This is a genomic window from Janthinobacterium lividum, assembly GCF_011601275.1.
GTDB lineage: Bacteria > Pseudomonadota > Gammaproteobacteria > Burkholderiales > Burkholderiaceae_D > Janthinobacterium > Janthinobacterium lividum_E.
On record NZ_JAAOLY010000013.1, the window covers coordinates 30,853 to 57,624 of the forward strand.

The 26,772-nt window shown below is 62.8% G+C and carries 27 protein-coding genes; 21 read left to right on the forward strand and 6 right to left on the reverse strand.

The genetic code is table 11. The features are described 5' to 3' along the window. The first annotated feature begins 6 nt into the window (after positions 1-6). Positions 7-1,182 (forward strand): tetratricopeptide repeat protein, encoded by a 1,176-nt coding sequence (locus GYK42_RS19305; protein ID WP_166448825.1) that lies wholly within the window; start codon positions 7-9, stop codon positions 1,180-1,182. On the opposite strand, the gene hemW is transcribed toward GYK42_RS19305, so the two are convergent. The 3 genes from hemW to rph form a co-directional block, all read right to left on the reverse strand. Further along, positions 1,179-2,453 carry a radical SAM family heme chaperone HemW gene (hemW, locus tag GYK42_RS19310; RefSeq protein ID WP_166448826.1) on the reverse strand — a complete coding sequence of 425 codons (1,275 nt, stop codon included), beginning with the start codon at positions 2,451-2,453 and terminating at the stop codon, positions 1,179-1,181. The genes GYK42_RS19305 and hemW overlap by 4 nt on opposite strands. Beyond that, on the reverse strand, positions 2,450-3,034 hold the full coding sequence (gene rdgB / locus GYK42_RS19315; protein ID WP_166448827.1) for an RdgB/HAM1 family non-canonical purine NTP pyrophosphatase: 585 nt from the start codon (positions 3,032-3,034) through the stop codon (positions 2,450-2,452). The genes hemW and rdgB overlap by 4 nt, the downstream gene beginning before the upstream one ends. 138 nt (positions 3,035-3,172) lie before the next feature. After that, on the reverse strand, positions 3,173-3,901 hold the full coding sequence (rph, locus tag GYK42_RS19320; RefSeq protein WP_034787067.1) for a ribonuclease PH: 729 nt from the start codon (positions 3,899-3,901) through the stop codon (positions 3,173-3,175). 301 nt (positions 3,902-4,202) lie between these two features. Here rph and GYK42_RS19325 point away from each other — a divergent pair, with 301 nt between their 5' ends. Beyond that, complete coding sequence (locus tag GYK42_RS19325) at positions 4,203-5,093, forward strand: YicC/YloC family endoribonuclease (RefSeq protein ID WP_046685906.1); 891 nt, start codon at positions 4,203-4,205, stop codon at positions 5,091-5,093. Between the two features lie 10 nt (positions 5,094-5,103). Here GYK42_RS19325 and GYK42_RS19330 read toward each other — a convergent pair whose 3' ends face one another. Further along, on the reverse strand, positions 5,104-5,514 hold the full coding sequence (locus GYK42_RS19330) for a DoxX family protein (protein ID WP_046685907.1): 411 nt from the start codon (positions 5,512-5,514) through the stop codon (positions 5,104-5,106). 209 nt (positions 5,515-5,723) lie between these two features. Between GYK42_RS19330 and gmk the strand changes: the two genes are divergently transcribed. The 3 genes from gmk (at position 5,724) to GYK42_RS19345 (ending at position 8,985) form a co-directional block, all read left to right on the forward strand. Further along, on the forward strand, positions 5,724-6,362 hold the full coding sequence (gene gmk / locus GYK42_RS19335; protein WP_080753685.1) for a guanylate kinase: 639 nt from the start codon (positions 5,724-5,726) through the stop codon (positions 6,360-6,362). A gap of 54 nt (positions 6,363-6,416) precedes the next feature. Beyond that, positions 6,417-6,620, forward strand: a complete 204-nt coding sequence (gene rpoZ, locus GYK42_RS19340; protein WP_010400723.1) for a DNA-directed RNA polymerase subunit omega — start codon at positions 6,417-6,419, stop codon at positions 6,618-6,620. An 82-nt stretch (positions 6,621-6,702) separates the two neighbouring features. Next, the gene (locus GYK42_RS19345) at positions 6,703-8,985 is read left to right on the forward strand and encodes a RelA/SpoT family protein (RefSeq protein WP_166448828.1); all 2,283 of its coding nucleotides are present in this window, start codon (positions 6,703-6,705) and stop codon (positions 8,983-8,985) included. Between the two features lie 56 nt (positions 8,986-9,041). On the opposite strand, the gene greB is transcribed toward GYK42_RS19345, so the two are convergent. Further along, on the reverse strand, positions 9,042-9,608 hold the full coding sequence (gene greB, locus GYK42_RS19350) for a transcription elongation factor GreB (protein ID WP_166448829.1): 567 nt from the start codon (positions 9,606-9,608) through the stop codon (positions 9,042-9,044). A gap of 115 nt (positions 9,609-9,723) precedes the next feature. On the opposite strand from greB, the gene GYK42_RS19355 reads away from it, so the two are divergent. The 12 genes from GYK42_RS19355 (at position 9,724) to GYK42_RS19410 (ending at position 22,577) form a co-directional block, all read left to right on the forward strand. Then, positions 9,724-10,311, forward strand: coding sequence for a hypothetical protein (locus tag GYK42_RS19355; protein WP_058049029.1), 588 nt, complete (start codon positions 9,724-9,726; stop codon positions 10,309-10,311). A 17-nt stretch (positions 10,312-10,328) separates the two neighbouring features. After that, entirely contained in the window at positions 10,329-11,831 is a 1,503-nt protein-coding gene (locus GYK42_RS19360) for a sensor histidine kinase (RefSeq protein ID WP_240943671.1), read from the forward strand. A gap of 30 nt (positions 11,832-11,861) precedes the next feature. After that, complete coding sequence (locus GYK42_RS19365) at positions 11,862-12,509, forward strand: response regulator (RefSeq protein WP_034753998.1); 648 nt, start codon at positions 11,862-11,864, stop codon at positions 12,507-12,509. A gap of 198 nt (positions 12,510-12,707) precedes the next feature. Beyond that, on the forward strand, positions 12,708-14,279 hold the full coding sequence (locus GYK42_RS19370; RefSeq protein ID WP_046685911.1) for a diguanylate cyclase: 1,572 nt from the start codon (positions 12,708-12,710) through the stop codon (positions 14,277-14,279). Between the two features lie 339 nt (positions 14,280-14,618). Beyond that, on the forward strand, positions 14,619-16,112 hold the full coding sequence (locus GYK42_RS19375; RefSeq protein WP_166448830.1) for a flagellin: 1,494 nt from the start codon (positions 14,619-14,621) through the stop codon (positions 16,110-16,112). Between the two features lie 84 nt (positions 16,113-16,196). Beyond that, on the forward strand, positions 16,197-16,568 hold the full coding sequence (locus GYK42_RS19380) for a flagellar protein FlaG (protein ID WP_166448831.1): 372 nt from the start codon (positions 16,197-16,199) through the stop codon (positions 16,566-16,568). A gap of 229 nt (positions 16,569-16,797) precedes the next feature. After that, on the forward strand, positions 16,798-19,479 hold the full coding sequence (fliD, locus tag GYK42_RS19385; RefSeq protein ID WP_346768125.1) for a flagellar filament capping protein FliD: 2,682 nt from the start codon (positions 16,798-16,800) through the stop codon (positions 19,477-19,479). 22 nt (positions 19,480-19,501) lie between these two features. Further along, on the forward strand, positions 19,502-19,948 hold the full coding sequence (gene fliS, locus GYK42_RS19390) for a flagellar export chaperone FliS (protein ID WP_166448832.1): 447 nt from the start codon (positions 19,502-19,504) through the stop codon (positions 19,946-19,948). Positions 19,949-19,951: 3 nt separating this feature from the next. After that, the gene (locus tag GYK42_RS19395) at positions 19,952-20,278 is read left to right on the forward strand and encodes a flagellar protein FliT (RefSeq protein ID WP_166448833.1); all 327 of its coding nucleotides are present in this window, start codon (positions 19,952-19,954) and stop codon (positions 20,276-20,278) included. 26 nt (positions 20,279-20,304) lie between these two features. Next, entirely contained in the window at positions 20,305-21,486 is a 1,182-nt protein-coding gene (locus tag GYK42_RS19400; RefSeq protein ID WP_166448834.1) for a flagellar hook-length control protein FliK, read from the forward strand. Further along, positions 21,479-21,805 (forward strand): EscU/YscU/HrcU family type III secretion system export apparatus switch protein, encoded by a 327-nt coding sequence (locus GYK42_RS19405; protein ID WP_034787205.1) that lies wholly within the window; start codon positions 21,479-21,481, stop codon positions 21,803-21,805. The genes GYK42_RS19400 and GYK42_RS19405 overlap by 8 nt, the downstream gene beginning before the upstream one ends. A gap of 25 nt (positions 21,806-21,830) precedes the next feature. Beyond that, a complete protein-coding gene (locus tag GYK42_RS19410; RefSeq protein WP_166448835.1) occupies positions 21,831-22,577 on the forward strand; it encodes a flagellar brake protein in 747 nt (248 codons plus the stop codon). A gap of 84 nt (positions 22,578-22,661) precedes the next feature. Here GYK42_RS19410 and fliE read toward each other — a convergent pair whose 3' ends face one another. Then, positions 22,662-22,964, reverse strand: coding sequence for a flagellar hook-basal body complex protein FliE (gene fliE / locus GYK42_RS19415; protein WP_205711475.1), 303 nt, complete (start codon positions 22,962-22,964; stop codon positions 22,662-22,664). On the opposite strand from fliE, the gene GYK42_RS29095 reads away from it, so the two are divergent. The 4 genes from GYK42_RS29095 (at position 22,861) to GYK42_RS19430 (ending at position 26,744) form a co-directional block, all read left to right on the forward strand. Next, positions 22,861-23,217, forward strand: a complete 357-nt coding sequence (locus GYK42_RS29095) for a hypothetical protein (protein ID WP_205711481.1) — start codon at positions 22,861-22,863, stop codon at positions 23,215-23,217. The two genes, fliE and GYK42_RS29095, sit on opposite strands and share 104 nt — an antisense overlap. A 75-nt stretch (positions 23,218-23,292) precedes the next feature. Next, positions 23,293-25,008, forward strand: a complete 1,716-nt coding sequence (fliF, locus tag GYK42_RS19420) for a flagellar basal-body MS-ring/collar protein FliF (RefSeq protein ID WP_166448837.1) — start codon at positions 23,293-23,295, stop codon at positions 25,006-25,008. Next, positions 25,001-25,999, forward strand: a complete 999-nt coding sequence (gene fliG, locus GYK42_RS19425; protein WP_034787109.1) for a flagellar motor switch protein FliG — start codon at positions 25,001-25,003, stop codon at positions 25,997-25,999. Before fliF ends, fliG begins: the two co-directional genes overlap by 8 nt. Before the next feature lie 43 nt (positions 26,000-26,042). Continuing rightward, complete coding sequence (locus GYK42_RS19430; protein WP_166448942.1) at positions 26,043-26,744, forward strand: flagellar assembly protein FliH; 702 nt, start codon at positions 26,043-26,045, stop codon at positions 26,742-26,744. Positions 26,745-26,772 lie beyond the last annotated feature (28 nt).

Genomic DNA, 26,772 nt, shown 5'->3' on the forward strand with positions numbered 1-26,772 from the left:
GAGACCATGCGCCCCTATCTTGTTTCCGCCCGTTGTTTCAAGCATCTGGGCGCCGCCCTGCTCTGCGGCGCTTTGGCGGCTTGCAGCGTAGCACCGCCCGCCAGCCTGCCCCCCATCTTCAACGACAGCGATTTCGCGCCGTCCGCCGCCATCGACGCCAGCCAGGTCTTTGCCATCGACGAGACCATGCGCCAGTATGTGGGCACGCAAGTGCGGCGCGAGGCGCGCAACAAGAATAACCGCGCGGCGCTCTATGACGCCCTGTACGACAAGAGCAGGCTGAAACTCGAATACGATGCGGCCATGACCCGCAATGCGCGCGAAACATTTGCCGCGCGCCAGGGCAACTGCCTGTCGCTGGTGATCATGACGGCGGCGCTGGCGCATGAATTGGGTTTGCAGGTACGCTACCAGGAGGTGCTGGGCGAGGAAAGCTGGAGCCGCAGCGGCGACATGTATTTTGTCGCCGGCCACGTCAACCTGGTGCTGGGCCAGCGCCTGGGCGAAAACCGGAATAACTACGATACCAAGGGCATGCTGGTGATCGACTTCCTGCCGTCCGGCGACGTAGCGGGCTACCGTACGCGCGAAATCAGCGAAGCGACCGTGCTCGCCATGTACATGAACAACCGCGCCGCCGAAACCATGAGCGAGGGCCAGCTGGACCAGGCGTACTGGTGGGCCCGGGCCGCACTGCTGCAAGATCCCTCGTTCAGCGGCGCCTACAACACCCTGGGCGTGATCCAGTTCCGCCATGGCGACCTGGCCGCGGCGCGGCGCACGCTCGCCCATGCGCTGATACGCGCGCCGGACAACACGGTGCTGCTGTCGAACCTGGCACAGGCGCTGGAAGCGTCCGGCCTGCCCGATGAAGCGCTGCCGCTGCGCCGGCGCCTGCTGGCGCTGCAGCCGCAGCCGCCCTTCCATTACTTCAACCTGGGCAAGGCGGCCATGCAGCAAAACGATTACGTGCGGGCGATACAGCTGTTTTCACGTGAAATCGCGCGCGACCCGTACTACCACGAATTCCACTTCTGGCTGGCGCAAGCCTATGCGCGCCTGGGCCAGCTGGAGCAGGCCGGCAAGCAGCTGGAACTGGCGATGAGCAACAGCACCACGCGCGGCGACCACACGCTCTATGCGGCCAAGCTGCAGCGCCTGCGCGCCGTCACCACGCATTAATCTTCCAGGAACATCTGCTGCAAATCGTTCAGGAAGCACAATCCCCGTTCCGTCGGGCGGATGACCTGGTGGTCGCGGTACAGCAAGCCTTTCGCTTCGGCGGCATTCAGCGGCTGCTCGATGGCGTTGAGGGCCAGGCCCGTGCGCTCGGCGAACAGGTTCGGCGCAAAGCCCTGCGTCAGGCGCAGGGTATTGAGCATGAATTCAAAACCCATTTCCTCGCGCGCCAGTTCGCGCTCTTCCTGCACCGGGTTACCGGCCAGTACCGCGTCCATGTAGGCGCGCGGCTGCTTGTAGCGAGCCTGGCGCAGCACGCGGTGCGGGAACGAGATCTTCGAATGCGCGCCCGCGCCGATGCCCAGGTAGTCGCCGAATTCCCAGTAATTGCGGTTGTGCTTTGCCTGGCGGCCCGGCTGCGCATAAGCCGACACTTCGTAGCGGCCATAACCGGCCTGCGCGGCGCGCGCGGCCACCATGTCGGCGATGTCGGCGCTCTCGTCGTCGTCCGGCAGCACGGGCGGATACTTGGCGAACAGGGTGTTCGGCTCCAGGGTCAGGTGATACAGCGACAGGTGCGGCGGCGCGAACGCCAGCGCCGTTTCCAGGTCCTGCCGCGCCTCGGCCAGGGTTTGCGTGGGCAGCGCGTACATCAGGTCGAGATTGAAGTTGTCGAAGTTGGCGTGCGCGATCTCCACCGCGCGGCGCGCCTCGTTATCGTCGTGGATGCGCCCCAGCGCCTGCAAATGGCGGCCATTGAAGCTCTGGATGCCGATCGACAAACGGTTGATGCCGCTGGCCCGGTAGGACTTGAATTTTTCCGCTTCAAAGGTGCCCGGATTGGCTTCCATGGTGATTTCGCAATCGGGCTCCAGTGGCAGCAAGGTGCGCACGTCCGACATCAGGCGGTCCAGACCCGCCGCCGACATCAGGCTGGGCGTACCGCCGCCGATGAAAATCGTGTGGATCTTGCGGCCCCAGATCAGCGGCAGCGCCATTTCCAGGTCCAGCCGCAGGGCGGCCAGATATTCCGCTTCCGGCAAGTCGCCGCGCACCTCGTGCGAATTGAAGTCGCAATACGGGCATTTTTTCACGCACCACGGGAAATGGATGTACAGCGACAGCGGCGGCAGCGCCGTCAGGTTCAGCGCGCCCGGCTGCAGGTATTTCAGGGCCGCCCCGGCCGCGCCGGAAATGCCTTCCTGCGGCGCGGGAGCGGCACCGGGCCTGGCTGCCGACTTGGCAACGGCGCCCACCAGTTTGATCGGGATCATCGCAGCTTTTCCACCAGCGCGCGCAGGGCCTGGCCACGGTGCGACAGCGCGTTCTTTTCATCGGACGTCAGTTCGGCCGCGCACTTGCCCAGCGCGGGAATGAAGAAATGCGGATCGTAGCCGAAGCCGCCGTTGCCGCGCGGCGCCTGGACCATTTCGCCATTCCAGCGGCCGTCGGCGATCACCGGCTGCGGGTCGTCCGCATGGCGCACGTACACCAGCACGCAGTAGTAATACGCGGACTTGTCGGCATGCGCCTCGAGGTCGGCGATCAGCTTGGCGCTGTTGGCCGCATCCGATTTCGGCTCGCCCGCATAGCGGGCCGAGTACACGCCCGGCGCGCCGCCCAGCGCATTGACGCACACGCCCGAATCGTCGGCCAGCGCCGGCAAACCTGTCAGGCGCGACGCGTGGCGCGCCTTTTGCAGGGCGTTTTCAACGAAGGTGTGGAACGGCTCGTCGCTTTCCGGGACGTCATACTCGCCCTGGGCATGGACGGAAAAACCGATGGTCGAGAGCAGCTCGTTGAATTCCTTGAGCTTGCCGGCGTTATTGGAGGCGAGGATGAGGCGTTGGGTCATGTCAGTAGTCCGGTTGAAGTGCCGACATTGTAAACCTTTTGCGCTCCCCTCACCTTGCCACGCCGCTGCCGCAAGAAGCGGCAGGTGTGAGCTTTTTGCCCGGCGCGGCGGGCAATGACATGTAAATCTGTGTAAAGATTAAATGCCGAGGGCTTGCTTTTGCAGGGCGATCAGGTCGGCGATGCCGCCTTGCGCCAGGTCCAGCAAACGGTTCATTCCGGCGCGGTCGAACGCGGCGCCTTCGGCCGTGCCCTGCACTTCGATGAAGTGGCCCGCTTCCGTCATCACCACGTTCATGTCCGTGTCGCAGCCCGAGTCTTCCACGTAGTCCAGGTCCAGCACCGGCATGCCCTGGTAGACGCCCACCGAGATGGCGGCGACAAAGCTTTTCACGGGGATGGCGGCAATCGCACCGCGCGCCTGCAGCTGGGAAAACGCGTCATACGCGGCCACCATGGCGCCCGTGATCGAGGCCGTGCGCGTGCCGCCGTCGGCCTGGATGACGTCGCAATCGAGGTGCAGGGTGCGTTCGCCGAACGCCTGCAAATCGAAGGCGGCGCGCAGCGAGCGGCCGATCAGGCGCTGGATTTCCTGCGTGCGGCCCGACTGCTTGCCGCGCGCCGCTTCGCGGTCCATGCGCGTGTGCGTCGAGCGGGGCAGCATGCCGTACTCGGCCGTCAACCAGCCCTGGCCCTTGCCCTTCAGGAAACCAGGCACCTTGTCTTCGATACTGGCGGTGCAGATGACCTTGGTGTCGCCGCACTCGATCAGCACCGAGCCTTCGGCATGCTTGGTGTACTGGCGGGTGATGCGGATGGCGCGCAACGCGTCGACGGCGCGGCCGCTCGGGCGGGATTCGAATGTCATGGGGATGTCCTGTGTGATTGGGGTTGCGGCAGCGATTCTACCACCGCGCGCCCGTCCATTTGCAGTCATGCAACAGCGCAGGGCGCAATGGCGGGCGGCGCACACATGATCCCTACAATCCTGCCCCGCCAAACACAATTTTCTTTACAATGCCGTAAAACGCACACTATTCAGCAATTTTCAGGCCATCGTGCTCTTCGGTCTGTTTTGCGGCGCGGGCGGTATTGCCTGCGCTGGCTGATTAAGTGTATAAGTGACTGTATACAAGATCAAATCGGGGAATCCTTTGAGCATTTCAAGCATGACAGGCTACGCGGTTGCCACCAGCGAAGGTGCTGCAGGCACACTGACAATTGAAATCAAGAGCGTCAACTCGCGCTTTCTCGACCTGCAATTCCGGATCAACGACGATCTGCGGGCCCTGGAGCCCGACTTGCGCGCCGCCGTCATGTCCGCCATCACGCGCGGCAAAGTCGAGGTACGCCTGAGCTTTGGCCGCAAGGCCGCCACAAACGGCACGCAGGCGCTGAACCTGCCCCTGCTGACGGAACTGGCGCGCCTGCAAGCCGAAGTGGGCCAGCATTTTGTCTCCGCCCCCGTCATGACGGTGGCCGAACTGCTGCGCTGGCCTGGCGTCATCGAAGAAGCGCAAGTGGGACAAGAGTCCTTGCAGGCGGACGTGGGCGCGCTGACCAAGCGCACCGTGGCCGCCTTCGTCGACAGCCGCAAGCGCGAAGGCGCGGCGCTCGAAGCCGTGCTCGTATCGCGCATCGAAGCGATGGAAGCCATCGTCAAGCGCATCACGCCATTGATTCCGCAAGTGGTGGCGGCGTTCCAGCAAAAAGCCATCGAGCGCATGCAGGATGCGCTGGGCCTGGCCAGCCAGGGCTCGAATTCGGCACTGTCGCGCCAGGACGCCATGGAACGCATCCGCCAGGAAGTGATTTTGTACGGCATCCGCATCGACGTGTCGGAAGAACTGGCGCGCCTGTCGGCCCACCTGGGCGAAACGCGCCACATCCTCACCAAGGGCGGGCAAGTGGGCAAGCGCCTCGACTTCATGATGCAGGAACTGAACCGCGAAGCCAATACCTTGGGCGCCAAGGCGTCCGTCAAGGAACTGGCCGACGCCTCGATGGACTTGAAGCTGCTGATCGAGCAAATGCGCGAACAGGTGCAGAACCTGGAATAAGCGCTCCGCCTCAGGCCAGGCGCGCTCCGGCGCGCCCCCTGTCGCTGGCGGCGATGACGACGCAGGCGACAAACAGCACGATGCTGTATTCCACGCCGCCGGCGCCATGTTCGCCCACGAACCAGCCCTTGGCCGCATGCACGAGGGCGATGCCGCCGACGCAGATCACCATCAGCCCGGCCGCCGCCCAGCGCGTGTATTTGCCGGCGATGAGCAAACTGCCGCAAACGATCTCGACGACGGTAATCGCCCACACGACGGCCAGGCCACAGATAAACCCCTTGTCTTCCAGGAAACCGGCAAAGCGGGGAATGGTGCCGTTGGCGATGCGCGTGATGGCGTGCGCCATGAACATCACGGCGATGGCCACGCGCAGCAGCAACATGGCCTGGGCAACACTGAGAAACGGGAAATTTTTCATGCGCGCATCCTGTCGGCAAATAGTTATCAAGAAAAAAGCATTCCAAATTAGATAACCATTTCTTCAAGATAACAAGCAAAATATGCGCATGCCTGGCGGCAAGGCGCATCGCAGGGCTGGCTCGCCGCCTTGCCTCTTGGTAAAATACCGAATTGGGCGGCACCCATGCAGCGCACACGCCGCCATCACACGTATATGGAAAGATCCGCATGAGCCACCCTACCGCCTTCTCCGGCAGCCTGTTCGTGGTCGCCGCGCCATCGGGCGCCGGCAAATCGACACTGGTCAATGCATTGCTGGCGCAAGAGCCCGGCATCAAGCTGTCGATCTCGACCACCACGCGCGCCCCCCGTCCGGGCGAGCAGCACGGCCGCGAGTACTATTTCACGACGGCGGAAGACTTTGTCGCGCGTGCCGACCAGGGCGAGTTCTTGGAATGGGCGGAAGTGCATGGCAATTACTACGGCACCTCGCGCATCATGGTGGAACAGCAAATGGCCGCCGGCACCGACATCCTGCTGGAAATCGACTGGCAGGGCGCGCGACAAGTACGCAAGCAATTCCCCCGCGCGGCCGGTATTTTCATCCTGCCGCCGTCGATCGATGCACTGGAAGAACGCTTGAACAAGCGCGGCCAGGACGAGCCGCACGTGATCACGCGTCGCCTGCTGGCGGCCGGCGGCGAAATCGCACACGCTCCCGAGTTCGAGTATGTTATTATCAATGAAGAGTTTACGGTCGCTTTGTCCGAACTGAGCGCGATCGTGAGAGCGGCCCGTTGCCGGTTTGCGCAACAAGCGGCCCGCAACGCATCGCTATTCGCCCAGCTGGGCCTGCACGCAGAATAATCGTCTCTGCACGCCAGTTCACACAGCACCACGCACACAAATTTAGGAGTTACTATGGCCCGTATCACAATCGAAGATTGCCTGAAGCAGATCCCTAACCGTTTCCAGCTGACCCTGGCTGCGACTTATCGCGCACGTCAGTTGTTGCAAGGCCACACCCCTAAGGTGGAAGCCAAGGACAAGCCTACCGTTGTCGCACTGCGTGAAATCGCTGCCGGTAAAGTCGGCATCGAAATGCTGAAAAAGGTCCCGATGTAATTGGGAACCCGCGTGCCGGAACAGTGCTGACCCCTGGTTCTACCGTATCCTTTATTCACACTGTGAAGCAACGCGACGTTTTATGAGTCTGACCCCAGCCGACACGACTTCCGCAGCACTGCCGCCCCTGGCCCCGCGCCAGGCGGCAAAACCGCAGGGCGCTTCCGCGCCCGGCGCCGGCACGTCCGGCAGCAACACCCCCGCAGTACCGCCAGCGCCCGCCCTCGGCGTGGCCTCCGTCAGCCACCTGGCCGACAAGCTGGCCGAATACCTGTCTCCCGCCGACCTGAAAAAAGTCAAGGAAGCCTACCGCTTCTCCGACGAAATGCACCTGGGCCAGATGCGCCGCTCGGGCGAGCCGTATATCTCGCACCCGATCGCCGTCGCCGAAATCTGCGCCGACTGGAAGCTCGACGCGCAAGCCATCATGGCCGCCCTGCTGCATGACGTGATGGAAGACCAGGACGTCAAGAAGGATGAATTGATCGAGCGCTTCGGCGCGCCGGTGGCACACCTGGTCGACGGCCTGTCGAAGCTGGAAAAGATCGAATTCCAGAGCCAGATCGAAGCCCAAGCGGAAAACTTCCGCAAGATGCTGCTGGCCATGGCCTCCGACGTGCGCGTGATCCTGATCAAGCTGGCCGACCGCCTGCACAATATGCGTACGCTGGACTTCATGACGGCGGCAAAAAAGCGCCGCATCGCCAGCGAGACCATGGAAGTGTACGTGCCGATCGCGCACCGCCTCGGCCTGAACAACATCTACCACGAACTGCAGGACCTGTCGTTCTCGCACCTGTACCCGATGCGCTACCGCACGCTGGCGAAAGCCGTCAAGGCGGCGCGCGGCAACCGGCGCGAAGTGGTCAACAAGATCATGGAAGCGGTGAAAAGCACCTTGTCCATGGCCGAGCTTGAAGCCGACGTCACGGGCCGCGAAAAGACCCTGTACGACATCTATAAAAAGATGCGCAGCAAGCATTTGTCGTTCTCGCAAGTGCTGGACGTGTACGGTTTCCGCGTCGTGGTGAGCAGCTTTGCCGACTGTTACGTGACCCTGGGCACCCTGCACAGCCTGTACAAGCCGATGCCGGGCAAGTTCAAGGATTACATCGCGATCCGCAAGCTGAACGGCTACCAGTCGCTGCACACGACCGTCATCGGTCCCTACGGCACGCCCGTGGAATTCCAGATCCGCACGCAGGAAATGCACCGCACGGCCGAGTCCGGCGTGGCGGCGCACTGGCTCTACAAGAGCGGCGAATCGAACCCGTCCGACCTGCAGCAGCGCACCCATGCGTGGCTGCAATCCCTGCTCGACATCCAGCAGCAGACGGGCGACTCGGCCGAATTCCTCGAACACGTCAAGGTCGACCTGTTCCCCGATTCCGTCTACGTGTTTACGCCGAAGTCGAAGATCATCGCCCTGCCGCGCGGCGCCACGGCCATCGACTTCGCCTACTCGATCCACACGGGCATCGGCGACCAGACCGTGGCCGTCAAGATCAACAACGAAACCTCGCCCCTGCGCACCGAGCTACACAATGGCGACATCGTGGAAATCATTACGGATTCCTCGTCGCGCCCCAGCCCGACGTGGCTGTCGTTCGTGCGCACCGGCAAGGCCCGTTCGGCCATCCGCCACCATTTGCGCACGATCAACCTGCCCGAATCGATCGCCCTGGGCCAGCAGTTGCTGTCGCAGGCGCTGCACACCCTGAACATCGACGCCGGCCTGCAAGCGCCATTGGTCGAACGCCTGCTCAACGAATCGAGCGCCAATTCCATGGACGAGCTGTACGCGGACATCGGCATCGGCAAGCGCATGGCCACCCTGGTGGCGCGCCACATCTTCGGCCTGATCGGCGGCGAAGCGGCCAGCATGCCTGTGGAACACAACAGCGGCAGCGAGCTCGACCCTGTCACCATCTGCGGCAGCGAAGGCGTCTCCGTGCAACTGGCGCCATGCTGTTTGCCGATCCCAGGCGACCAGATCATCGGCCAACTGCGCCGCGACCAGGGCTTGCTCGTGCACACCAGCGACTGCTCGCAAGCGAAACGCCAGCGCGCCAAGGAACCGGACCGCTGGATCGCCGTGCGCTGGGGAACCGAACTGAACCGCCGTTTCGACTGCCGCATCAAGGTGCTGATCAACAGCGAACGGGGCATCCTGGCCAGAGTCGCCGCCGAAATCGGCGAATCCGACGCCAACATCATCTATGTGGGCATGGACGAAGACAAGGACAACGTCCTCGACCAGCTGCGCTTCACCGTGCAGGTCAAGGACCGCGTCCACCTTGCCGCCCTGCTGCGCAATGTGCGCCGCGTCGCGGGCGTCAACCGCATCCTGCGCGAACGCAATTAAAAAAACGGCTGGCCAGATTCTCTGCCCAGCCGTTTTTTCATGCCGATCACATCACGTCAAATGTCCGCCGGCGCCGGATATGTCACTTCCAGCAATTCCAGTTCCTGCTCGCCCAGCGGCGTATTGAGGGTGATCACATCGCCTTCACGCGCCTTGGTGATGGTGCGGGCCATGGGCGAGACCCAGCTGATCTTGCCGTTCAGGGGATCGAACTCGTCGATGCCGACGATGGTGATGGTGTGCGTTTCGCCATCTTCCGTGCGATATTTGACGGTGGCGCCGAAAAACACTTGGTCGTTGCCATGGTGCACGCTGGGGTCGACGATGGCGGCCAGGTCCATGCGCTTGGTGAGGAAGCGGATGCGGCGGTCGATTTCGCGCAGTCGGCGCTTGCCGTAGATGTAGTCACCATTTTCCGAACGGTCGCCATTCGACGCCGCCCAATGGACGATGCGCACCACTTCCGGACGGTCGACGTCGATCAGCTGCAGCAGCTCTTCCTTGATGCGCTGGTAACCGGCCGGCGTGATGTAGTTCTTGGCGCCGGCGGGAATGGCCAGCGCCAGCGCGGCCGCTTCTTCATCGTCGTCGTTGTCCGATTCTTTTACAAAGGCTTTATTCATCTGTCTATTGTAGCCCCGCCGGGGAGCCGCAGGCACACGGGATGCGGGGGCAGGCGGGCTTTTTTGACGTATCATCGTGGCAATCGCGGCAAACCTGCACCGCACACGGAGACGGATGAAAAAATTCTACAGAGTCAGGCGCTGGCTGTTCGCGCCGCTGGTCTACCTGGCCGCCATCTTCCTGCTGATCGAAGAATGGCTGTGGGCCACGGGCGCGCGCATCATGCAGGTGATCGCGCAATTTCCGCCCCTGCATGCGCTCGAAGCATGGATCAAGCGCCTGCCGCCGTACTGGGCGCTGGCCATCTTCGTGCTGCCGGCCGTGCTGCTGTTTCCCGTCAAGCTGCTGGCCCTGCTGGCGATCGCGCGCGGCCATGCGTTTTCCGGCATTGGCGTGATCGTCATCGCCAAGCTGGGCGGCGCGGCCGCCGTGGCGCGCCTGTACAGCCTGACGCGCCCTACCCTGTTGACCTTGCCGTGGTTTGCGCGCTGGCATGGCTTGTTCATGGAAACCAAGGACCGCTGGATCGCCCGCCTGCGCGCCACGCGGCCATGGCGGCGGGTCAGCCGCCTGTCGGCCGCGCTGGGCCGCGCCCGTCGTGCCTGGTGGCAACGCTTGCGCAAGGGCACGCCAGGGCGCCATAATTCGCGCCCGGCCAGGGTCCTGCGCCGCTTCGCCGCCTTCTGGCGCGCCCGCCGCTGATGAAGAAAGGCAACTCCATGCACGACACGCCCCGGCTGGCGCCCGCCCTGCGCGCGGCGGCGCCGGAAATCTACCTGTTTGATGCGGCCAGCTTGCAATTGCTGGACGCCAACGATGCCGCCTGCGACAACTTGCAGTATGCGCGCAAGCAATTGCTGGCGATGACGCCCTTCACCCTGGCGCCGCAGCTCGACGCGCAGCAACTGGCCGCCGTGCTGGCCACCCTGGACGACAGCATCGGCGCGCAAGCCCGGCTGCACGTGCAGCAGCGCCGCCGCGATGGCAGCCTGTATTCGCTCAGCCTGCAGTTGTCGCGCGCCAGCCGCCAAGGGCGCTCCCTGATCCTGGCCGAAGGCGAAGACTTGCGCACGCCGCAAGCGACTGCCGCCGCCCTGGCGCAGGTGCAGTCGCGCTTCAACGCCATCGTGTCGAACACGCCGGGCCTCGTGTACCAGTTCTGCCTGCATGCGGATGGACGGGCGTCCTTTGCCTACCTGAGCGACGGTTGCCAGGCCCTGCTGGGTCTGAGCCCGGCACAGCTGCACGCGCGCCCGGAACTGTTCTACCAGTTGATCCTGGCCGACGACCGCGCCTCGTATCTGGAGTCGATGCAAGCGTCAAAAACCGCCTTGTGGAGCTGGAACTGGGAAGGCCGCATCTGGATCGACGCCTGGAAGGACGTCAAATGGATCAACCTGCGCTCCACGCCGCGCGCGCTGGCCGACGGCACGGTGCAGTGGGAAGGCATCATGACGAATATCACGGAAAGCCGGCTCGAGCAGATCGAAGTGCGCCAGTCGCGCGCCCGCCTGGCCGAGCTGACGGCGCATATCGACAAGGTCAAGGAACACGAACGCACGCGCCTGGCGCGCGAATTGCACGATGACCTGGGCGGCAATTTGACGGCCATCAAGATGGCCTTGGCCATGCTGGCGCGCCGCCTGCCGCCGGACGACCCGCAACTGCAGGAAAAAGCCGACTATGTCGATGCCCTGGTCGACCGCAGCATCGACGCCGTGCACCGCATTTCGCTGGACTTGCGCCCCTCCATGCTGGACCTGGGCCTGGTCGCCGCGCTGGACTGGCAAGTCAAGGAATTCGCGCGCCAGGCCGGCATCGAATGCCAGTTCATTTCGAACCGCCAGCACATCGAACTGGAACTGGACCAGGCAACGAGCCTGTTCCGCATCGCCCAGGAGGCGCTGACGAATATCGCCAAGCATGCGCAGGCAAGCAAGGTCAGCGTGCGCCTGGCCCGGCAGCGCCAGCATATCAGCCTGTCGATCGCCGACAATGGCGTCGGCATGCGCCTGTCCGACCGCGCCAAGCCGCAATCGTTCGGCATCCGCGGCATGGCTGAAAGGGCCAGCGCGCTGGGCGGCACCCTGAGCCTGATGGATGGGCCCGATGGCGGCACCATCCTGAGCATAAAAATCCGGCTGACCACCCCGCGAGAGGCGATAATAGCGGCTGCAGCCAGTGCGCCAGCGCACAGCGGGCCGCCGCCAGACGCGGCCTAGTGGGTGAATTAGATAGGAAACAACGCAGTCATGAAAGAAAAAGCCACCATCCGGGTATTCATCGCCGACGATCACGCGATCGTGCGCGAAGGCTTGAAGCAAATCCTCGCCGACACGAAGGACATCATCGTGGCCGGCGAAGCCGAAAATGGCCACGACGCCATCAAACTGTTCCGCGGCTCGAAATGCCAGGTATTGCTGCTCGACATCTCCCTGCCCGACCGCAGCGGCATCGAGGTGCTCAAGCAGATCAAGAAGGAAAAACCGGAACTGGCCGTGCTGATGCTGTCCATGCACCGCGAAGACCAGTACGCCATCCGTTCGCTCAAGGCGGGCGCGGCCGGCTACCTGACGAAACAGAGCGCGCCGCGCGAGCTGGTCACGGCCATCCGCCAGGTGGCGCAGGGCTTGAAATACATCAGCGCCTCGCTGGCGCAGGAATTGGCCAACACGGTGGGCGAAGACCACGAAACGGCCTTGCACGACACCTTGTCGGACCGCGAGTACCAGACCCTGGTCATGATCGCCTCGGGCAAGGCCGTGGGCGCCATCGCCGAAGAACTGAAATTGTCCGTGAAAACCGTCAGCGAATACCGCGCCCGCTTGCTGGTCAAGATGAAACTCAAGAACAGCGCCGAACTGACGCACTACGCCATCCGCAACCAGCTGGTGGATTGACGGCAAAGCGGCATGCCCGCTGGCATCGGGCGAATTGACAGGACTTCTCCTTGCTTCTCGCACAATAAGTTCTTTGCCAACTCGCATATCATGGGGATAATGAGAAATATCTGAAAAGGCTGTGCCTACATGTCCAGTAAATTGCCATCTTCACCAGCAAGCGCTCCCGCTGGCGCCACGAATACCGCCGCCGCCGCGATGAACCCGGCCGATATCGCCCGCGAAGCGTTTCGCCGCCTGGCCACGCGCCGCATCGCCCCGACGCCGAGCGCCTACCGCGATATCTACAATGAAATCGCCGGCATCAGCGAACCGGCCGAGACGCCAGCTGCGCCGGGAGCGGTGCTGGCCGCCAGCGCACCGACGGAAAGTGGCGCGGAAAACGTGCTGACGCAATTCGCCGCCAAGATGAGCGAATCGGCGGGCGAACTGGGCGACTTTGGCAAGCGTTTCCAGCGCGCCTTGAAGGCGCGCGACTGGGACAGCTATGCGCGCACCCTGGCGCAACTGGCGGAGAAACAGGTCAAGAAAGGCGGCGGCATCGAATTGCCGCCCCTGCCGGACGGCGAACAGACGCGCACCCTGCGTGAATTGCTCAGCCGAACCCTGGGCTTTGCCGTCGCCACCTTGCTGACGGGCACACCCGCACTGGTGGAAGAAGCCGAATCGCTGGGCGCGGCCATCAAGCAGGCCCATACGGAAGAAGCGCTGAACGAAGCGGCCTTGCGCCTGAAGCAGCTGTGCTACCAGATCGAACTGAAAAGCGGCGACACGGCCGAGCAGCAGGAACTGCTGCTGCGCCTGTTCAAGCTGCTGCTCGACAACGTCAGCCAGTTGCTCGACGACGACAGCTGGCTGCGCGGCCAGGTCGATGCCGTGCAAAACCTGATCGCCGGCCCGCTCGACCAGCGCGCGCTGGAAGACGCCACGCGCAGCCTGAAGGAAGTCATCTACAAGCAAAGCCAGCTCAAGCACAGTCTGTCCGACGTCAAGCTGACGGTCAAGAACATGATGATGACCTTCATCGACCGCCTGGGGCAAGTGGCAGCCAGCACGGGCGACTTCCATGAAAAGATCGGCGGCTATTCGGAAAAGATCAGCCAGGCGGAAAATATCAGCGAACTGAACAGCGTTCTCGACGAAGTCCTGCGCGAAACGCGCATGGTGCAGAACGAAGCCTTGCGCGCACGCGACAAGATGGTGCTGGCGCGCCAGGAAGTGCAGGATGCGGAACAGCGCATCCACACGCTGGAAGCGAAACTCCAGCATATGAGCGAACTGGTGCGGGAAGACCAGCTGACGGGCAGCCTGAACCGCCGTGGCCTGGACGACGTGTTCGAGCGCGAAACGGCCCGTTCCGACCGCCGCGGCACGCCGCTGTGCATCGCCATGCTGGACCTGGACGACTTCAAGCGCCTGAACGACACCTACGGCCACCTGGCCGGCGATGCGGCGCTGAAACACCTGGTAAAAATCGTCAAGGAAACCCTGCGCTCGATGGACGTCATCGCCCGCTTCGGCGGCGAGGAATTCCTCATCCTGCTGCCGGAAACCACGGTCGAGGCGGCCTCGTCGACGATGACGCGATTGCAGCGCGAGCTGACCCGGCATTTCTTCCTGCACGACAACGAGAAAGTTCTGATCACCTTCTCCGCCGGCGTGGCCCTGCGCCTGCCCAACGAAGACCAGGCCGAACTCGTAAAACGCGCCGACCGCGCCATGTACCAGGCCAAGCAGACGGGCAAGAACCGCGTGGTGGTGGCGGACTGAACCCTGCCACCTCGCCGCATGCCGTCCCGCTGCCTGGCCGGACGGCATTTTTCATGGCAAAAACAATAACGCACATCCCCCTCCGGCAGCCCGCCAGCCTCCGCAGCATATAAAAATAAAACTATTTTTACCCTCAAGTTTCTTTAAATCATGTCGTCTAGCGCGCAGCCGGCGGCAAACTGAAGGGCTAAAAATTAAAATTTAAAGCACTTTTCGCCATAAATTTTCCCGCAGAGCAACCGTTACCCTAAACAACAGCGGCTTGATTGTCCCGGAACAACGGGGCAGGCCAAAGTGACTAGCACATAGCGCAATGTAGTACCTGTTTGGAGAAACATCATGGCTGCAGTAATTAATACCAACATCTCGTCCCTGAATTCGCAACGCAACCTGTCGACCTCGCAGTCGGCCCTGAGCACCTCGCTGCAACGCTTGTCGTCCGGTATGCGCATCAACAGCGCCAAGGATGACGCTGCCGGTCTGGCAATTTCCGACCGTATGACGTCGCAAATCCGCGGCATGACCCAAGCTACCCGTAATGCCAACGACGGCGTTTCGCTGGCTCAAACGGCTGAAGGCGCGTTGGCAAGCTCGGGCGACATCCTGCAACGTATCCGCGAACTGGCCGTGCAATCGTCGAACGCCACCAACTCGTCGAGCGACCGTCAGGCGCTGCAAACCGAGGTAGGCCAACTGGGTTCGGAATTGAACCGTATCGCCCAAACCACCTCGTTCAACGGCCAGGCTCTGCTGGACGGCACCATGGGTACGGCCAACTTCCAAGTCGGCGCCGATGCCAATCAGCTGATTTCCGCCAGCGGCGCGAACTTCCTGACCAATACCTACGGCAACAACCGTATCGCCAACGATGCTTCGGCTGTCAAGAAAGATGCACTGGGTAATGCAGCCGCCGGCAAGCTGACGATTTCGGGTTCCATCGGCACCGCTACCGTCGATACGACGGCTGCCGCCGCCGGCGTCAAAGGCAGCACGGCCAAATCCGTCGCCGCCGACATCAACAGCCAAACGGCGAAAACGGGCGTAACCGCCTCGGCACAAACGGACGTCAACCTGAGCTTAGGCGCAGAATCGTATTCGTTTGCCATCACGTCGGACAACCCAAGCACGGCGCCTGTCACCGTGTCGTTCGCCGTCAGCGGCACCGCGTCGACCGCAGCCGACTATGCTGCAGGCATCAACGCCATCAATGCCCAAACGGCAAAGACCGGCGTGACCGCCCAGTACGACAGCGTCAACAAGGGCATGAAGCTGACCAATGCATCGGGCGAGAATATCGGCCTGACGCAAGGCACGACGGCCAACACCAAGTTTGACGTCGATGGCTACAAAGCCAACGGCACGGTGCAGGGTGCTGTGCAGGACATCAAGACCGCAGCAGATGCAGCCACGGTCAACGGCCGCGTGACCTTCGACTCGCAAAACAGCTTCTCCGTGACGGAAACCACGACCACCGGTCTGGCGATCGGTAAAGCAACGGCGCAAGGTTCGACCCTGAACTCCGTGTCGACCCTGGACGTGACGACGTTTGACGGCGCGCAGCTGGCACTGAAAATTGCCGATGCAGCACTGGCAACGGTGAACGGCCAACGCGCTCAGTACGGTGCTTTGCAATCGCGCTTCTCGTCGGCGATTTCGAACCTGCAATCGACCACGGAAAACCTGTCCGCATCGCGCAGCCGCATCGTCGATACCGACTTTGCATCGGAAACGGCCAACATGACCCGCGGCCAGATCCTGCAACAAGCTGGTACGGCCATGCTGGCGCAAGCGAACTCGCTGCCGAACGGCGTCCTGAGCCTGCTGCGCGGTTAATCTCCGATTAGCCAGGCAACAGCGTAGGACTCTGATTCCCCTGCCGGATTTTTTCGGCAGGGGAATTTTCACTAGGAGAGCACCATGACTATCGACACGATAGCGGCCGCCTCCGCGGCCAGGATGGACAAGAGTTATGTGTCTGCGGACATGTCGGCGGCGCGCCCGGCAGCGCCACGCGCGATCACGGAAAACGACACGGTTGCACCACAGCAAGCCAGCAAGGAACCGAGCCGCGAACAGTTGAACAAGGCGGTATCGGAGCTGAACCAGTCGTCGCAAATGAAGACGCAAGGCCTGGAATTTTCCATCGACGAAGACAGTCAGCGCACCGTCGTCAAGGTCATCGACCAGGAAACCAAGGAAGTACTGCGCCAGATTCCCACCCGGGAAGCGCTGGAATTGGCCAAGACCTTTGACTCGGCCAAAGGCTCGCTGATCAGTCAAAGCGCATAGCGATGGCATGGCACACGGACATGCGGCATCGTGACAGTACGCATCAGCATGCCCACGGGGCTCGATAGCCTGGCTATCCGGCCCCGTTTTTATTGCAGCTCAAGCAACATCTGCCTGTCTCTTCCCCCATTTTTTGCGCCCGCTGAAAACAGCGCGGTAAATCCCCCTCTCAAGTCCTGATTGATTCTGCCGATAACAGCTTATATTAGCGTTTTCCTAGGAGTACTCAGTGGCCATCACCCCTACACTATCATCCATCGGCATCGGCGCCGGCGCCAGCGGCCTGGATGTGAATGCCATCATCGACAAGCTGATGACGGCCGAAGCGGCACCGCTGGGTACTTTTGACAAGAAAACAGCCTCTTACCAGGCCAAGCTCAGCGCCATGGGCACCTTGAGCGGCGCCGTCAGCACCTTCCAGAGTTCGCTGTCGGCACTCTCGAACACCAACAACTTCCGCGCCGTCAGTGCCACGCCCGCCGATCCCCTCGTGCTGACGGCCAGCGCCGGCGCCAAGGCCGTGGCCGGCAACTACAACATCAATGTCACGCAGCTGGCCCAGTCGCAAACCCTGATGTCGGGCGGCATGGCCAACAAGCTGTCGACCATCGGCTCGGGCAGCAAGACAACGATTTCCTTCCAGCTCGGTTCGCTAGCCGGCGGCACCTTCGGCTTGAAGGGTGCCGCCCTGGGCGCCACCACGGCGCAGACGGGCATCAGCAACGGCTCCCTGATCCTCAATGGCACGGCCATCCCCACGGACGCCAGCACCAAGAGCGCGCGCGCGCTGGCCGATGCCATCAACGCCAAGAGCAGCACCACGGGCGTGACCGCCACCGCCCAGCCGACTGAAAGCAGCGCGACCATGTTCAGCGGCTTCGGCAACATCGAAACGGGTGGGGACGGCACGTATTCGCTGTCGGTGGGCGGCATCGAAATCGTCACCCAGGGTAACGGCGTCGCCGCAGGCAGCGGCATCACGGCCGCCTCGCTCGACACGACGCTCGAAGGCCCGAATGCCGTCTCGAATGCGCTGGCCGCGGCCAACATCACCGTCACCGGCAAGGCCGCCGACGGCACGCTGAAATTTACGCGCGCCGACGGCTCCAACCTGAACATCGAAGAAGTGGTGACGGGCTCGGTCAAGGGCGGTATCGGCCATGCCTCGAACTCGGTCAATGACGGCTCGAACGTGACGCTCACCAGCACCATCAACCTGGCCTCGGGCAATGCCAGCCCGATCACCATCGCCGGCAGCAATCCGGCCGCCGCCGGACTGACGGCAGGCTCCGGTGGCGCCTACATGAACACCAGCTTTACCCAGGACGGCACGCAGGCGACGGGCACGGTGGTGATCGACGCCACCAACAACACTTTGCAAGGCATCCGCGACGCCATCAATAACGCGGGCCTGGGCGTGACGGCCAGCATCGTCTCGGACGGCACGGACAAGCCCTTCCACCTGGTCCTGAGTTCGTCGAAGACGGGCGCCAACTCGTCCATGAAAATCTCGCTGAGCGGCAGCGACGGCCTGCCCCCGGACAGTGCCCTGAACGACTTGCTGTCCTACGATGCGGGCGGCACGCAAAACCTGAAGCAGAACAGCGCGGCGCAAAACACGAACTTCAGCGTCAACGGCATCGCCATCACCAGCGCGTCGAACAGCGTCGATACGGCCATCGAAGGCGTGACCCTGGGCATCGCCAAGGTCGGCAGCACCAGCTTGTCGGTGCAGAAAGATACCTCTACCGTCAAGACCAGCATCAATGCCTTCGTCAAGGCCTATAACGACCTGAATACGGCAATGGCCAAGATGACGGCGTATGACCCGGAAACCAAGAAGGGCGGCGTGCTGCTGGGCGACTCGACCGCGCAATCGATCCAGAGCCAGCTGCGCAAGCAGATCGGCGCTCCGATTACCGGCTTGAACAGCAGCTTGAGCACCTTGAGCCAGGTTGGCATCTCCTTTCAAAAAGATGGCAGCCTGGCGCTGGATTCCAGCAAACTCGACAAAGCCATCAGCGCCAACTTCACCGACATCGCCGGCCTGTTTTCCGCGCTCGGCAAGGCCACCGACAGCAACGTGGCGTTTACCAGCTCGACGGCCGCGACCAAGCCCGGCAGCTATGAATTGACGATCACCACGATGGCCAGCCAGGGGGCACTTACCTCGGCCGCCGTCTTGCCGGCCAGCACGACGATTGCCAGCGACACCACCTGGAGCATCACGCTCAACGATACCGAGCCCAGCGCTGCCAAAAACACGGCCCAGGTCGTCATTCCTGCCGGCACCTACACCCCTGCGCAGATGGCCTCGATGATCCAGTCATCGATCAACGGCGTGAAGTCCTTTGCCGACAACGGCGCCACCGTGTCGGCCTCCATCGATGGAACGGGCAAACTGGTGCTGGCGTCAAGCCGCTATGGCTCCGTCTCGAATATCGCCGTCAGCACGGGCACGGGCACGGCGCCAAGCGCCCTGTTCGGTGCCGCTACGCCCGTCAAGGGCGCGGACGTGGCCGGCACGCTGGGCGGACAACCGGTGATCGGTTCCGGCCAGACCCTGACGGGCGCCGCCGGTTCGCCGGCCGAGGGCTTGAAGATTGAAGTGACGGGCGGCACCACGGGTGCGCGCGGCACCGTCAGCTTCTCGCAAGGCTATGCCTACCAGCTGAATAATCTGGCCACGTCTTTCCTCGGCACGGACGGCATGATCACCAACCGTTCCAAGGGCCTCAACGAAACAATCAAGAACATCGCGACGCAGCGCGACAAGTTCAGCGAGAAGCTGACCGACATCGAAACGCGCTACCGCGCCCAGTACTCTCGCCTCGACGTGACGCTGAGCAGATTGACGTCCACGCAAACTTACTTGACCCAGCAGCTGGCCGCCATCGCCGCCAACCGTTAAGCGCCATCATCAGGAGAATGACATGTTTGGAACCCAACAACGCGGCGTCAACGCCTATGCCAAGGTCGGCCTGGAAACGGGCATCGGCTCGGCCTCGCCGCACAAGCTGATCGTGATGCTGTACGACGGCGCCCTGGTGGCCGTGCTCAGCGCGCAGATGCACATGAAATCGGGCAATGTGCCGGAAAAAGGCAGGTCCATCTCGAAAGCCATCCAGATCATCGACAATGGCTTGCGCGCCAGCCTGGACAAGGAAGCGGGCGGCCAGATCGCCGAAGGCCTCGACGCCCTGTATGAATACATGAGCGCGCGCCTGCTCATGGCAAATCTGCACAACGATATCGCCCTGCTCGAAGAAGTGCAGCGCCTGCTGACCGACCTGCGCGAAACCTGGAACGCCATCGGCGCCACGCCCGCCGCTATTCCCGGCGCCGATTTGAAACGTATGCCCAGCCTTGCGAGCGCCTGACCCATGATGACCAATCAAGAAGTATTGAGCACCTACGAAGCCATGCAGACCCTGACGGGCCAGATGGTGACCGCCGCCACCAACGCCGACTGGGATGAGCTCGAAGCGCTGGAACAGCGCATCAGCGCGCATGTGGCCGCGCTGAAGGCGAATGAAGAAAAAGTCGTGCTGGAAAGCGCCGGCCGCCAGCGCAAGGTCGCCCTGATCAAGCAGATCCTGGAAGATGACCGCAAGATCCGCGATTTGACCATGCCGTGGATGGCGCAATTGTCCAAGCTGATCAACAGCACCGGCACCGAGCGGCGCCTGGCCAACGCCTACGGCGTCTAGACGTCCACGGGGCAAGGTCAGCTATCATGTTGCCGAAGATGGATGCGATCGGCATGACGCCCCTGACCCCGGTCAAGGCCACGCGGGTGGCCGATGCCGTCGCCGACCCGCGCCAGGCCGAGTTCCAGCGCTCGCTGCAGGGACTCATCGGCAAATCCATGCAGGGACAGGTGCTGGCCCGCATGGGCGACGGCAGCTTCCTCGTGCGCGTGGCCGGCACGCCGGCCCGCATGCAACTGCCCGCCGGCGCCCAGCCGGGCACGGAAATCCCGCTGACCCTGATCGGCATCAACCCCCGCCCCTCTTTTCAAATCGGCAATAACCGCGACCAGCCCGCCAGCCCCCTGCTGACGTATGCGGACGCGGAGGCAGAACCGGACGAGGCAGAAATGCGCGCGCCCCAGGCAGGCGCCGCACAGGCCGGCACGCGCGCCAGCAGCACGGCCGCCACCCTGCTCAGCCGCGCGCCCCTGACACCCGCCAACCTGCTGCCCGCCCTGGCAGGCGACACGTCCGCGCCCGAGCTGAGCACCACCGCGCGCGCCATCAGCACCGTGCTCAGCCAAGCCGAAAGCGTGCCCGGCGCGCCCCTGTCCCTGGTCGGCAAGACGCCGCTGATGGCCACGCCGGGCGCCGCTCCGGCGCAAGTGGCCCAGAATCTGCGCGACGCGGTCGGCAGCAGCGGCCTGTTCTATGAATCGCATGTGGCGGAATGGGCCGAAGGCAAGCGCCCGCTGGCGTCGCTGCTGCTGGAACCGCAAATGCAGAAGGCGGCGCAGGGCGACATGGCCAGGACGGGCACCGATTTGGCATCGGCGCAACTGATCAATTTGCAGCTGCATACGCACGAGCAGGCGCGCGTGCAGTGGCAGGGCGAAGCTTGGCCCGGCCAGAAGATGCAGTGGGATATCAGCCGCGATGCGCCGGAAGGACAGCAGCACGCTGGCACGGAGGCCGACGAGGAAGCGGCGGCCTGGCGCAGCAATGTGCGCTTCCAGTTCCCCCTGCTGGGCGACCTGGCCGCGCACGTGGTCTTGCAGGGCGGCAGAGTGTCCATCCAGATGCAAGCGGGCAGCGAAGGTAGCGCGGACACATTGCGCCAGCATGCGGCGCGGCTCGAAGCGTCGCTAGCCGCGGCGGGATGGCCGTTGTCGTCGTTGACGATCGCCGGCAAGCCGGACGCTGCCGCTGGAGAAGACGATGCTTGACGACACCAGGCGCAAGGTGCCGCAGACGGCCGTCGCGCTGGCCTACCAGAGCGGCACGCCGGCGCCCAAGGTGGTGGCCAAGGGCAGCGGCCTGATCGCGGACCAGATCATCAGCACGGCGCGCGAACACGGCGTGTTCGTGCATGAATCGAAGGAATTGGTGGCGCTGCTGATGGATGTCGACCTGGACCGCCAGATTCCGCCCGGCCTGTATCGGGCGATTGCGGAACTGCTGGCCTGGTTATATCATATTGAATCTGCGAATGGCGGGCCGATCCCGCCGCCGCCCGACACCAGCGTCAACCTCACCGATACATAGACAGGCATCAATGCAAGCACATATTATGGATTCCGGCCTCGAAAACTGGCATGATTTTGAAGTGGAATCGCGGCGGGAAATCATCGCCTTGCTGCGCGGCATCAGCGAAAAAAACCAGCTGATCCGCATGCTGATCCACGGAGAATCCGATGTGTGCGTCACGTCCATCCTGGAAGTCGATGCCGACCACAATACCGTCATCCTCGACCGTTCCGTGAACGCCGACCAGAACCGGCGCATGGTGGCCGCCACCGGCATTTCGTTTGAAACCTCGCTCGACAAGATCCGCATCCTGTTTGCCAGCGCCCTCGTGGAAGAATGCACTTACGGCGGCACGCCCGCCTTGAAAATTGCCATTCCAGAAACACTGATCCGCTTGCAGCGGCGCGAGTATTACCGCATGACGACGCCCGTGAGCAATCCCGTGCGCGTGGCGATTCCCCTGCCGCCCTCGCTGGGCGGCACCGACACCCTGTTCCCGCTGGCCGACATCAGCTGCGGCGGCATCGCCATCCTCGACAATAAACTGATGCTGGGCGAAACCATCGGCAGGGACTATCCGGGCTGCCGCATCGACTTGCCCGACGTCGGCATCGTCACCGCGACTTTGCAAATTCGCAATTCGCTGGACATGACCCTGCTGAACAACAAGCTGAACCGCCGCCTGGGCTGCCAGTTCGTCGACCTGCCGCGCAGCATGCTGGCGCACGTGCAGCGCTATATCACGCGGCTGGAACGTGAGAGAAACGCACGGATGGCGGGGTTGGGTTGATATTCAGTTAAGTTAACCCAAAGCGAAGACTGGGATCGGATCTTAAGGTCCGATCCCGGCCCTTGCGCTTGGGGTTGTCATAACTTACACCTGCATATTCATGATCTCGTGATACGCCGATACGAGCTTGTTACGCACCTGCACCGTCGCCTGGAATTCGATGCTCGACTTTTGCATCGATACCATCACGTCCGACAGGCTGACCTTTTCGTCGCCCATGGTAAAGCGCTGGCCCAGCGCCGACGAAGCCTGTTGCGCCCCGCTCACGGAGTCCAGCGCGCTCTTGAAGGCATCGGCAAAATTCACCTTCGCCGCTGGCATCTCGGTCTGGATCGCCGGTATTTTCGCCTCCGGCCGCGTGGCCGCCGACTTCAGTTGCGCGATCATCGCCTCGATCCTGCTGCTATCGATACCGCCTGTTTTCACTTTGCCTCCCGATTCTGGTCTGCTTCATATCTATTCCATGCCTGTTGCACCCAGAGAACAAAACCCTGGCTTGCAAGGCAACGACGGGTACAATAACTTCCGTCACATGTTGCCAGGGTTCCACAATACCAGCGCCAACGCCAGCCGCTCGGCCGAGCAGGCGGCAAAAGCGCCTTCTATTTGGACGATTGAAGCGCGTGACAGTGGCGGATAATTCTGCATATCGCCCCCTCCTCCAGTGGAAGCGGCCCCCACTCATTAGCAAACATACGCGCCCCGGAAGGCAATCATGGCTGTAGCCGAAGAAATCGATGTGAACCGCATACCGCCGGAACCGGCGCCTGCCCGCTCGCCCGTGGAGTCCGTGCAAGCGTTCGCCAAGACGCCGATGGGCAAGAATTTCCTGCGCGGCCTGGGCGTGGCGGCACTGATCGCCATCGGCGTGGCCCTGTACATGTGGAACCAGCCGCCTGAATACAAGGTGCTGTTCTCCAACTACACGGACCGCGACGGCGGCGCCATCACCGCTTCGCTGGACCAGCTGGGCATCAAGCACAAGTTTTCCGAAGGCGGCGGCGCCATACTCGTGCCATCCGAGCAAGTCCATGATGCCCGCCTGAAACTGGCCGCGCAAGGCTTGCCCAAGGGTGGCAATGTTGGCTTCGAGCTGATGGAAAACCAGAAGCTGGGCGTGTCGCAATTTCTGGAACAGGTCAATTTCCAGCGCGCGCTCGAGGGCGAACTGGCCAAATCGATCGAATCCGTCTCCGCCGTCGATACGGCCAGAGTCCACCTGGCCCTGCCGAAACCGTCCGTCTTCGTGCGCGACCAGCAGAAACCGACGGCGTCCGTGCTGCTGAACCTGCACCCGGGCCGCGGCCTGGACCAGCTGCAGGTGAGCGCCATCGTGCACCTGGTGGCGTCGAGCGTGCCGGAACTGTTGCCCGTCAATGTCACCGTGGTCGACCAGGCCGGCACCTTGCTGTCGAACCAGGAAAAAGACAAGGACCGCGCCAACGGCATCAAGAGCCTGGACCCGAACCAGCTGAAGTATGTGCAGCAATTGCAGCAAAGCGTGATCAAGCAGGTCGAATCGATCCTGCTGCCCATCGTCGGCGAAGGCAATGTGCGCGCCGAAGCGACGGCCGATGTGGATTTCTCGCAAAGCGAGCAGGCGGCCGAAACCTACAAGCCGAACTCGCCGCCGGAAGCATCGACCATCCGCAGCCAGCAAACGAGCGAATCGACGGGCGCAGGCAATGCCAACCCGTCCGGCGTGCCGGGCGCGCTGTCGAACCAGCCGCCAGGCGTGGCGACGGCGCCGTTGACGGCCGAGGCGCCAGGCGCCCCGGGCGGCGCGCCGACTCTGCCTTCGCAAAAGGAATCGACGACGAATTATGAAGTCGACAAGACCGTGCGCTACGAGCAGAAATCCATGGGCGGCCTGCGCCGCCTGTCGGTCGCTGTCGTCGTCAATTACCGCCGCAGCTTCGACAAGGATGGCAAGGTCACGGTCAAGCCGATTTCCCCTGCCGAGATGGTCCAGATCAATAATCTGGTCAAGGAAGCGATGGGCTACAACAAGGAACGCGGCGACAGCTTCAGCGTGGCCAACTCGCCTTTCGACGGCATCGACCGCGCGCCGGAAGGCAAGCTCGAGTGGTGGCGCGACCCGGCCAACTTGCCGCTGGCCAAGGAACTGGCGAAATTCCTCATCACGGCCCTGATCCTGCTGTATATCTTCATCAAGATCGTGCGCCCGATGCTGCGCCCCGTGATGCGCAAGATCGACGATTTCGGCGCCCCGCCGCCCGTCATCGAGCCGGAACTGGCCAAGGACGGCGAAGAAAACGAAGTCCTGCTCAGCGAAGCTGAGCTGGAAGAACTGGAAGAAGATACGGCCCGCGGTTATCGCGAAAACCTGGCGATGGCCCGGAAACTGGCGCAGGAAGACCCGCGCGTGGTGGCCAACGTAATCAAAGCATGGATAGGCAATAATGACTGAGACAACGGGACTGCAAAAAGCATCGATCCTGATGCTGGCACTGGGCGAGAGCGAAGCGGCCGAGGTCATGAAATTCCTCGGCCCGCGCGAAGTGCTGAAACTGGGCGCCGCCATGGCCACCATGAAGGGCATCGCGCACGAACAGGTGGTCGAGGTGCTCGACGACTTCCGCGCGCAGACGGAACTCAATTCCACCGTCGGCCTCGATTCGGACGAATACATCCGGCAAGTGCTGACCAAGGCGCTGGGCGACGACAAGGCGTCCGTGCTGCTGTCGCGCATCCTGGGCGGCAAGGACGCGTCCGGCATCGAATCACTGAAATGGATGGATTCGCAATCCGTGTCCGAACTGATCCGCAATGAGCACCCGCAGATCATCGCCACCATCCTCGTCCACCTGGAACGCGACCAGGCTTGCGAAATCCTCGGCCACTTCACGGACCGCCTGCGCAACGACGTGGTGCTGCGCATCGCCACCCTGGACGGCGTGCAGCCGGCCGCCTTGCGCGAACTCAACGACGTGCTGACGAAACTGCTGTCGGGTAACGAAAACATCAAGAAATCGTCGCTGGGCGGCGTGCGCGCGGCGGCCGAGATCCTGAACTTCATGAGCGGCGAGCAGGAAGGCTCCGTCATGGACAATATCAAGAACTACGACAACGACATGGCGCAAAAGATCATGGACGAAATGTTCGTGTTCGACAACGTGATCGATATCGACGACCGCGGCATCCAGTTGCTGCTGCGCGAAGTGCAATCGGAAATGCTGATCATCGCCCTGAAAGGCGCCTCGCAAGAGCTGCGCGACAAGATCTTCAAGAACATGTCGCAGCGCGCCGGCGAGATGATGCGCGAAGACCTCGAGTCGAAAGGCCCCGTGCGCCTGTCGGAAGTGGAATCGCAGCAGAAACAGATCCTGCAGATCGTGCGCCGCCTGGCGGACGAAGGGCAGATTGTCTTAGGCGGAAAAGGCGAGGATTCGTTTGTCTAATTTGATTCCCAAAGAGCAGCAAACCGCTTACCAGCGCTGGGAAATGACCTCGTTTGGCGACGAGCGTCCCAGCGTGGTGGCGGCGCGCAAGCTGCTGGAACCGGAACCGGAACCGGAACTTGACCCGTTTGCCGAACTGCACGAGGAAGAGCTGGCCCCGCCTCTCGAATACCCGACGCAGGAAGAACTCGACGCCATCCGCGAGGAAGCGCGCGCCACGGCCTTCGAGGCAGGCCGCGCCGCCGGCTATGCGGAAGGCCACGCGGCCGGACATGCCGATGGTCACGCCGAATCGTATGCGCAAGGCAAGGCTGCCTCAGCCATCGAGCTGGCGCACCTGCAAACCATCGCCGTCGACTTCGGCACGGCCGTGCACCAGGCCGACGAACTGATCGCCAATGACGTGATGGAACTGGCCCTGCAGCTGGCCAAGGGCATGCTGAAAACTGCCTTGCCCGTGCGCCCCGAACTGATGCTGCCCGTGGTGCGCGAAGCCATCGAATACTTGCCCGTGCTGCAACAACCGGCCTTGCTGATGCTGAATCCGGAAGACGCGCAAGTGGTGCGCGACGGCATCGGCGACGAGCTCGACAAGGGCGGCTGGCGTGTCATCGAAGACCCCAGCGTGGAACGCGGCGGTTGCAAGATCGACACGGCCAGCAACCAGATCGACGCGCAGACGTCCACCCGCTGGCAGCGCCTGACGCATGCGCTGGGCAAAGACCTGGACTGGCTGGCGCCGTGAGCGAGCCCGTCAAAGGCCCCACTGCCCA

Coding starts and splice junctions, on each gene's coding strand:
- GYK42_RS19430 (WP_166448942.1), top strand. CDS start 26,043: ATGACCTCGTTTGGCGACGAGCGTCCCAGCGTGGTGGCGGCGCGCAAG.
- fliE (WP_205711475.1), bottom strand. CDS start 22,964: ATGATCGCGCAACTGAAGTCGGCGGCCACGCGGCCGGAGGCGAAAATA.
- GYK42_RS19405 (WP_034787205.1), top strand. CDS start 21,479: ATGCTTGACGACACCAGGCGCAAGGTGCCGCAGACGGCCGTCGCGCTG.
- rph (WP_034787067.1), bottom strand. CDS start 3,901: ATGACATTCGAATCCCGCCCGAGCGGCCGCGCCGTCGACGCGTTGCGC.
- rpoZ (WP_010400723.1), top strand. CDS start 6,417: ATGGCCCGTATCACAATCGAAGATTGCCTGAAGCAGATCCCTAACCGT.
- fliF (WP_166448837.1), top strand. CDS start 23,293: ATGGCTGTAGCCGAAGAAATCGATGTGAACCGCATACCGCCGGAACCG.
- rdgB (WP_166448827.1), bottom strand. CDS start 3,034: ATGACCCAACGCCTCATCCTCGCCTCCAATAACGCCGGCAAGCTCAAG.
- GYK42_RS19330 (WP_046685907.1), bottom strand. CDS start 5,514: ATGAAAAATTTCCCGTTTCTCAGTGTTGCCCAGGCCATGTTGCTGCTG.
- GYK42_RS19395 (WP_166448833.1), top strand. CDS start 19,952: ATGATGACCAATCAAGAAGTATTGAGCACCTACGAAGCCATGCAGACC.
- fliS (WP_166448832.1), top strand. CDS start 19,502: ATGTTTGGAACCCAACAACGCGGCGTCAACGCCTATGCCAAGGTCGGC.
- GYK42_RS19370 (WP_046685911.1), top strand. CDS start 12,708: ATGAACCCGGCCGATATCGCCCGCGAAGCGTTTCGCCGCCTGGCCACG.
- GYK42_RS19305 (WP_166448825.1), top strand. CDS start 7: ATGCGCCCCTATCTTGTTTCCGCCCGTTGTTTCAAGCATCTGGGCGCC.
- GYK42_RS19380 (WP_166448831.1), top strand. CDS start 16,197: ATGACTATCGACACGATAGCGGCCGCCTCCGCGGCCAGGATGGACAAG.
- gmk (WP_080753685.1), top strand. CDS start 5,724: ATGAGCCACCCTACCGCCTTCTCCGGCAGCCTGTTCGTGGTCGCCGCG.
- GYK42_RS19355 (WP_058049029.1), top strand. CDS start 9,724: ATGAAAAAATTCTACAGAGTCAGGCGCTGGCTGTTCGCGCCGCTGGTC.
- GYK42_RS19365 (WP_034753998.1), top strand. CDS start 11,862: ATGAAAGAAAAAGCCACCATCCGGGTATTCATCGCCGACGATCACGCG.
- GYK42_RS19410 (WP_166448835.1), top strand. CDS start 21,831: ATGGATTCCGGCCTCGAAAACTGGCATGATTTTGAAGTGGAATCGCGG.
- greB (WP_166448829.1), bottom strand. CDS start 9,608: ATGAATAAAGCCTTTGTAAAAGAATCGGACAACGACGACGATGAAGAA.
- hemW (WP_166448826.1), bottom strand. CDS start 2,453: ATGATCCCGATCAAACTGGTGGGCGCCGTTGCCAAGTCGGCAGCCAGG.
- GYK42_RS19400 (WP_166448834.1), top strand. CDS start 20,305: ATGTTGCCGAAGATGGATGCGATCGGCATGACGCCCCTGACCCCGGTC.
- GYK42_RS19325 (WP_046685906.1), top strand. CDS start 4,203: ATGACAGGCTACGCGGTTGCCACCAGCGAAGGTGCTGCAGGCACACTG.
- GYK42_RS19345 (WP_166448828.1), top strand. CDS start 6,703: ATGAGTCTGACCCCAGCCGACACGACTTCCGCAGCACTGCCGCCCCTG.
- GYK42_RS19360 (WP_240943671.1), top strand. CDS start 10,329: ATGCACGACACGCCCCGGCTGGCGCCCGCCCTGCGCGCGGCGGCGCCG.
- fliG (WP_034787109.1), top strand. CDS start 25,001: ATGACTGAGACAACGGGACTGCAAAAAGCATCGATCCTGATGCTGGCA.
- GYK42_RS19375 (WP_166448830.1), top strand. CDS start 14,619: ATGGCTGCAGTAATTAATACCAACATCTCGTCCCTGAATTCGCAACGC.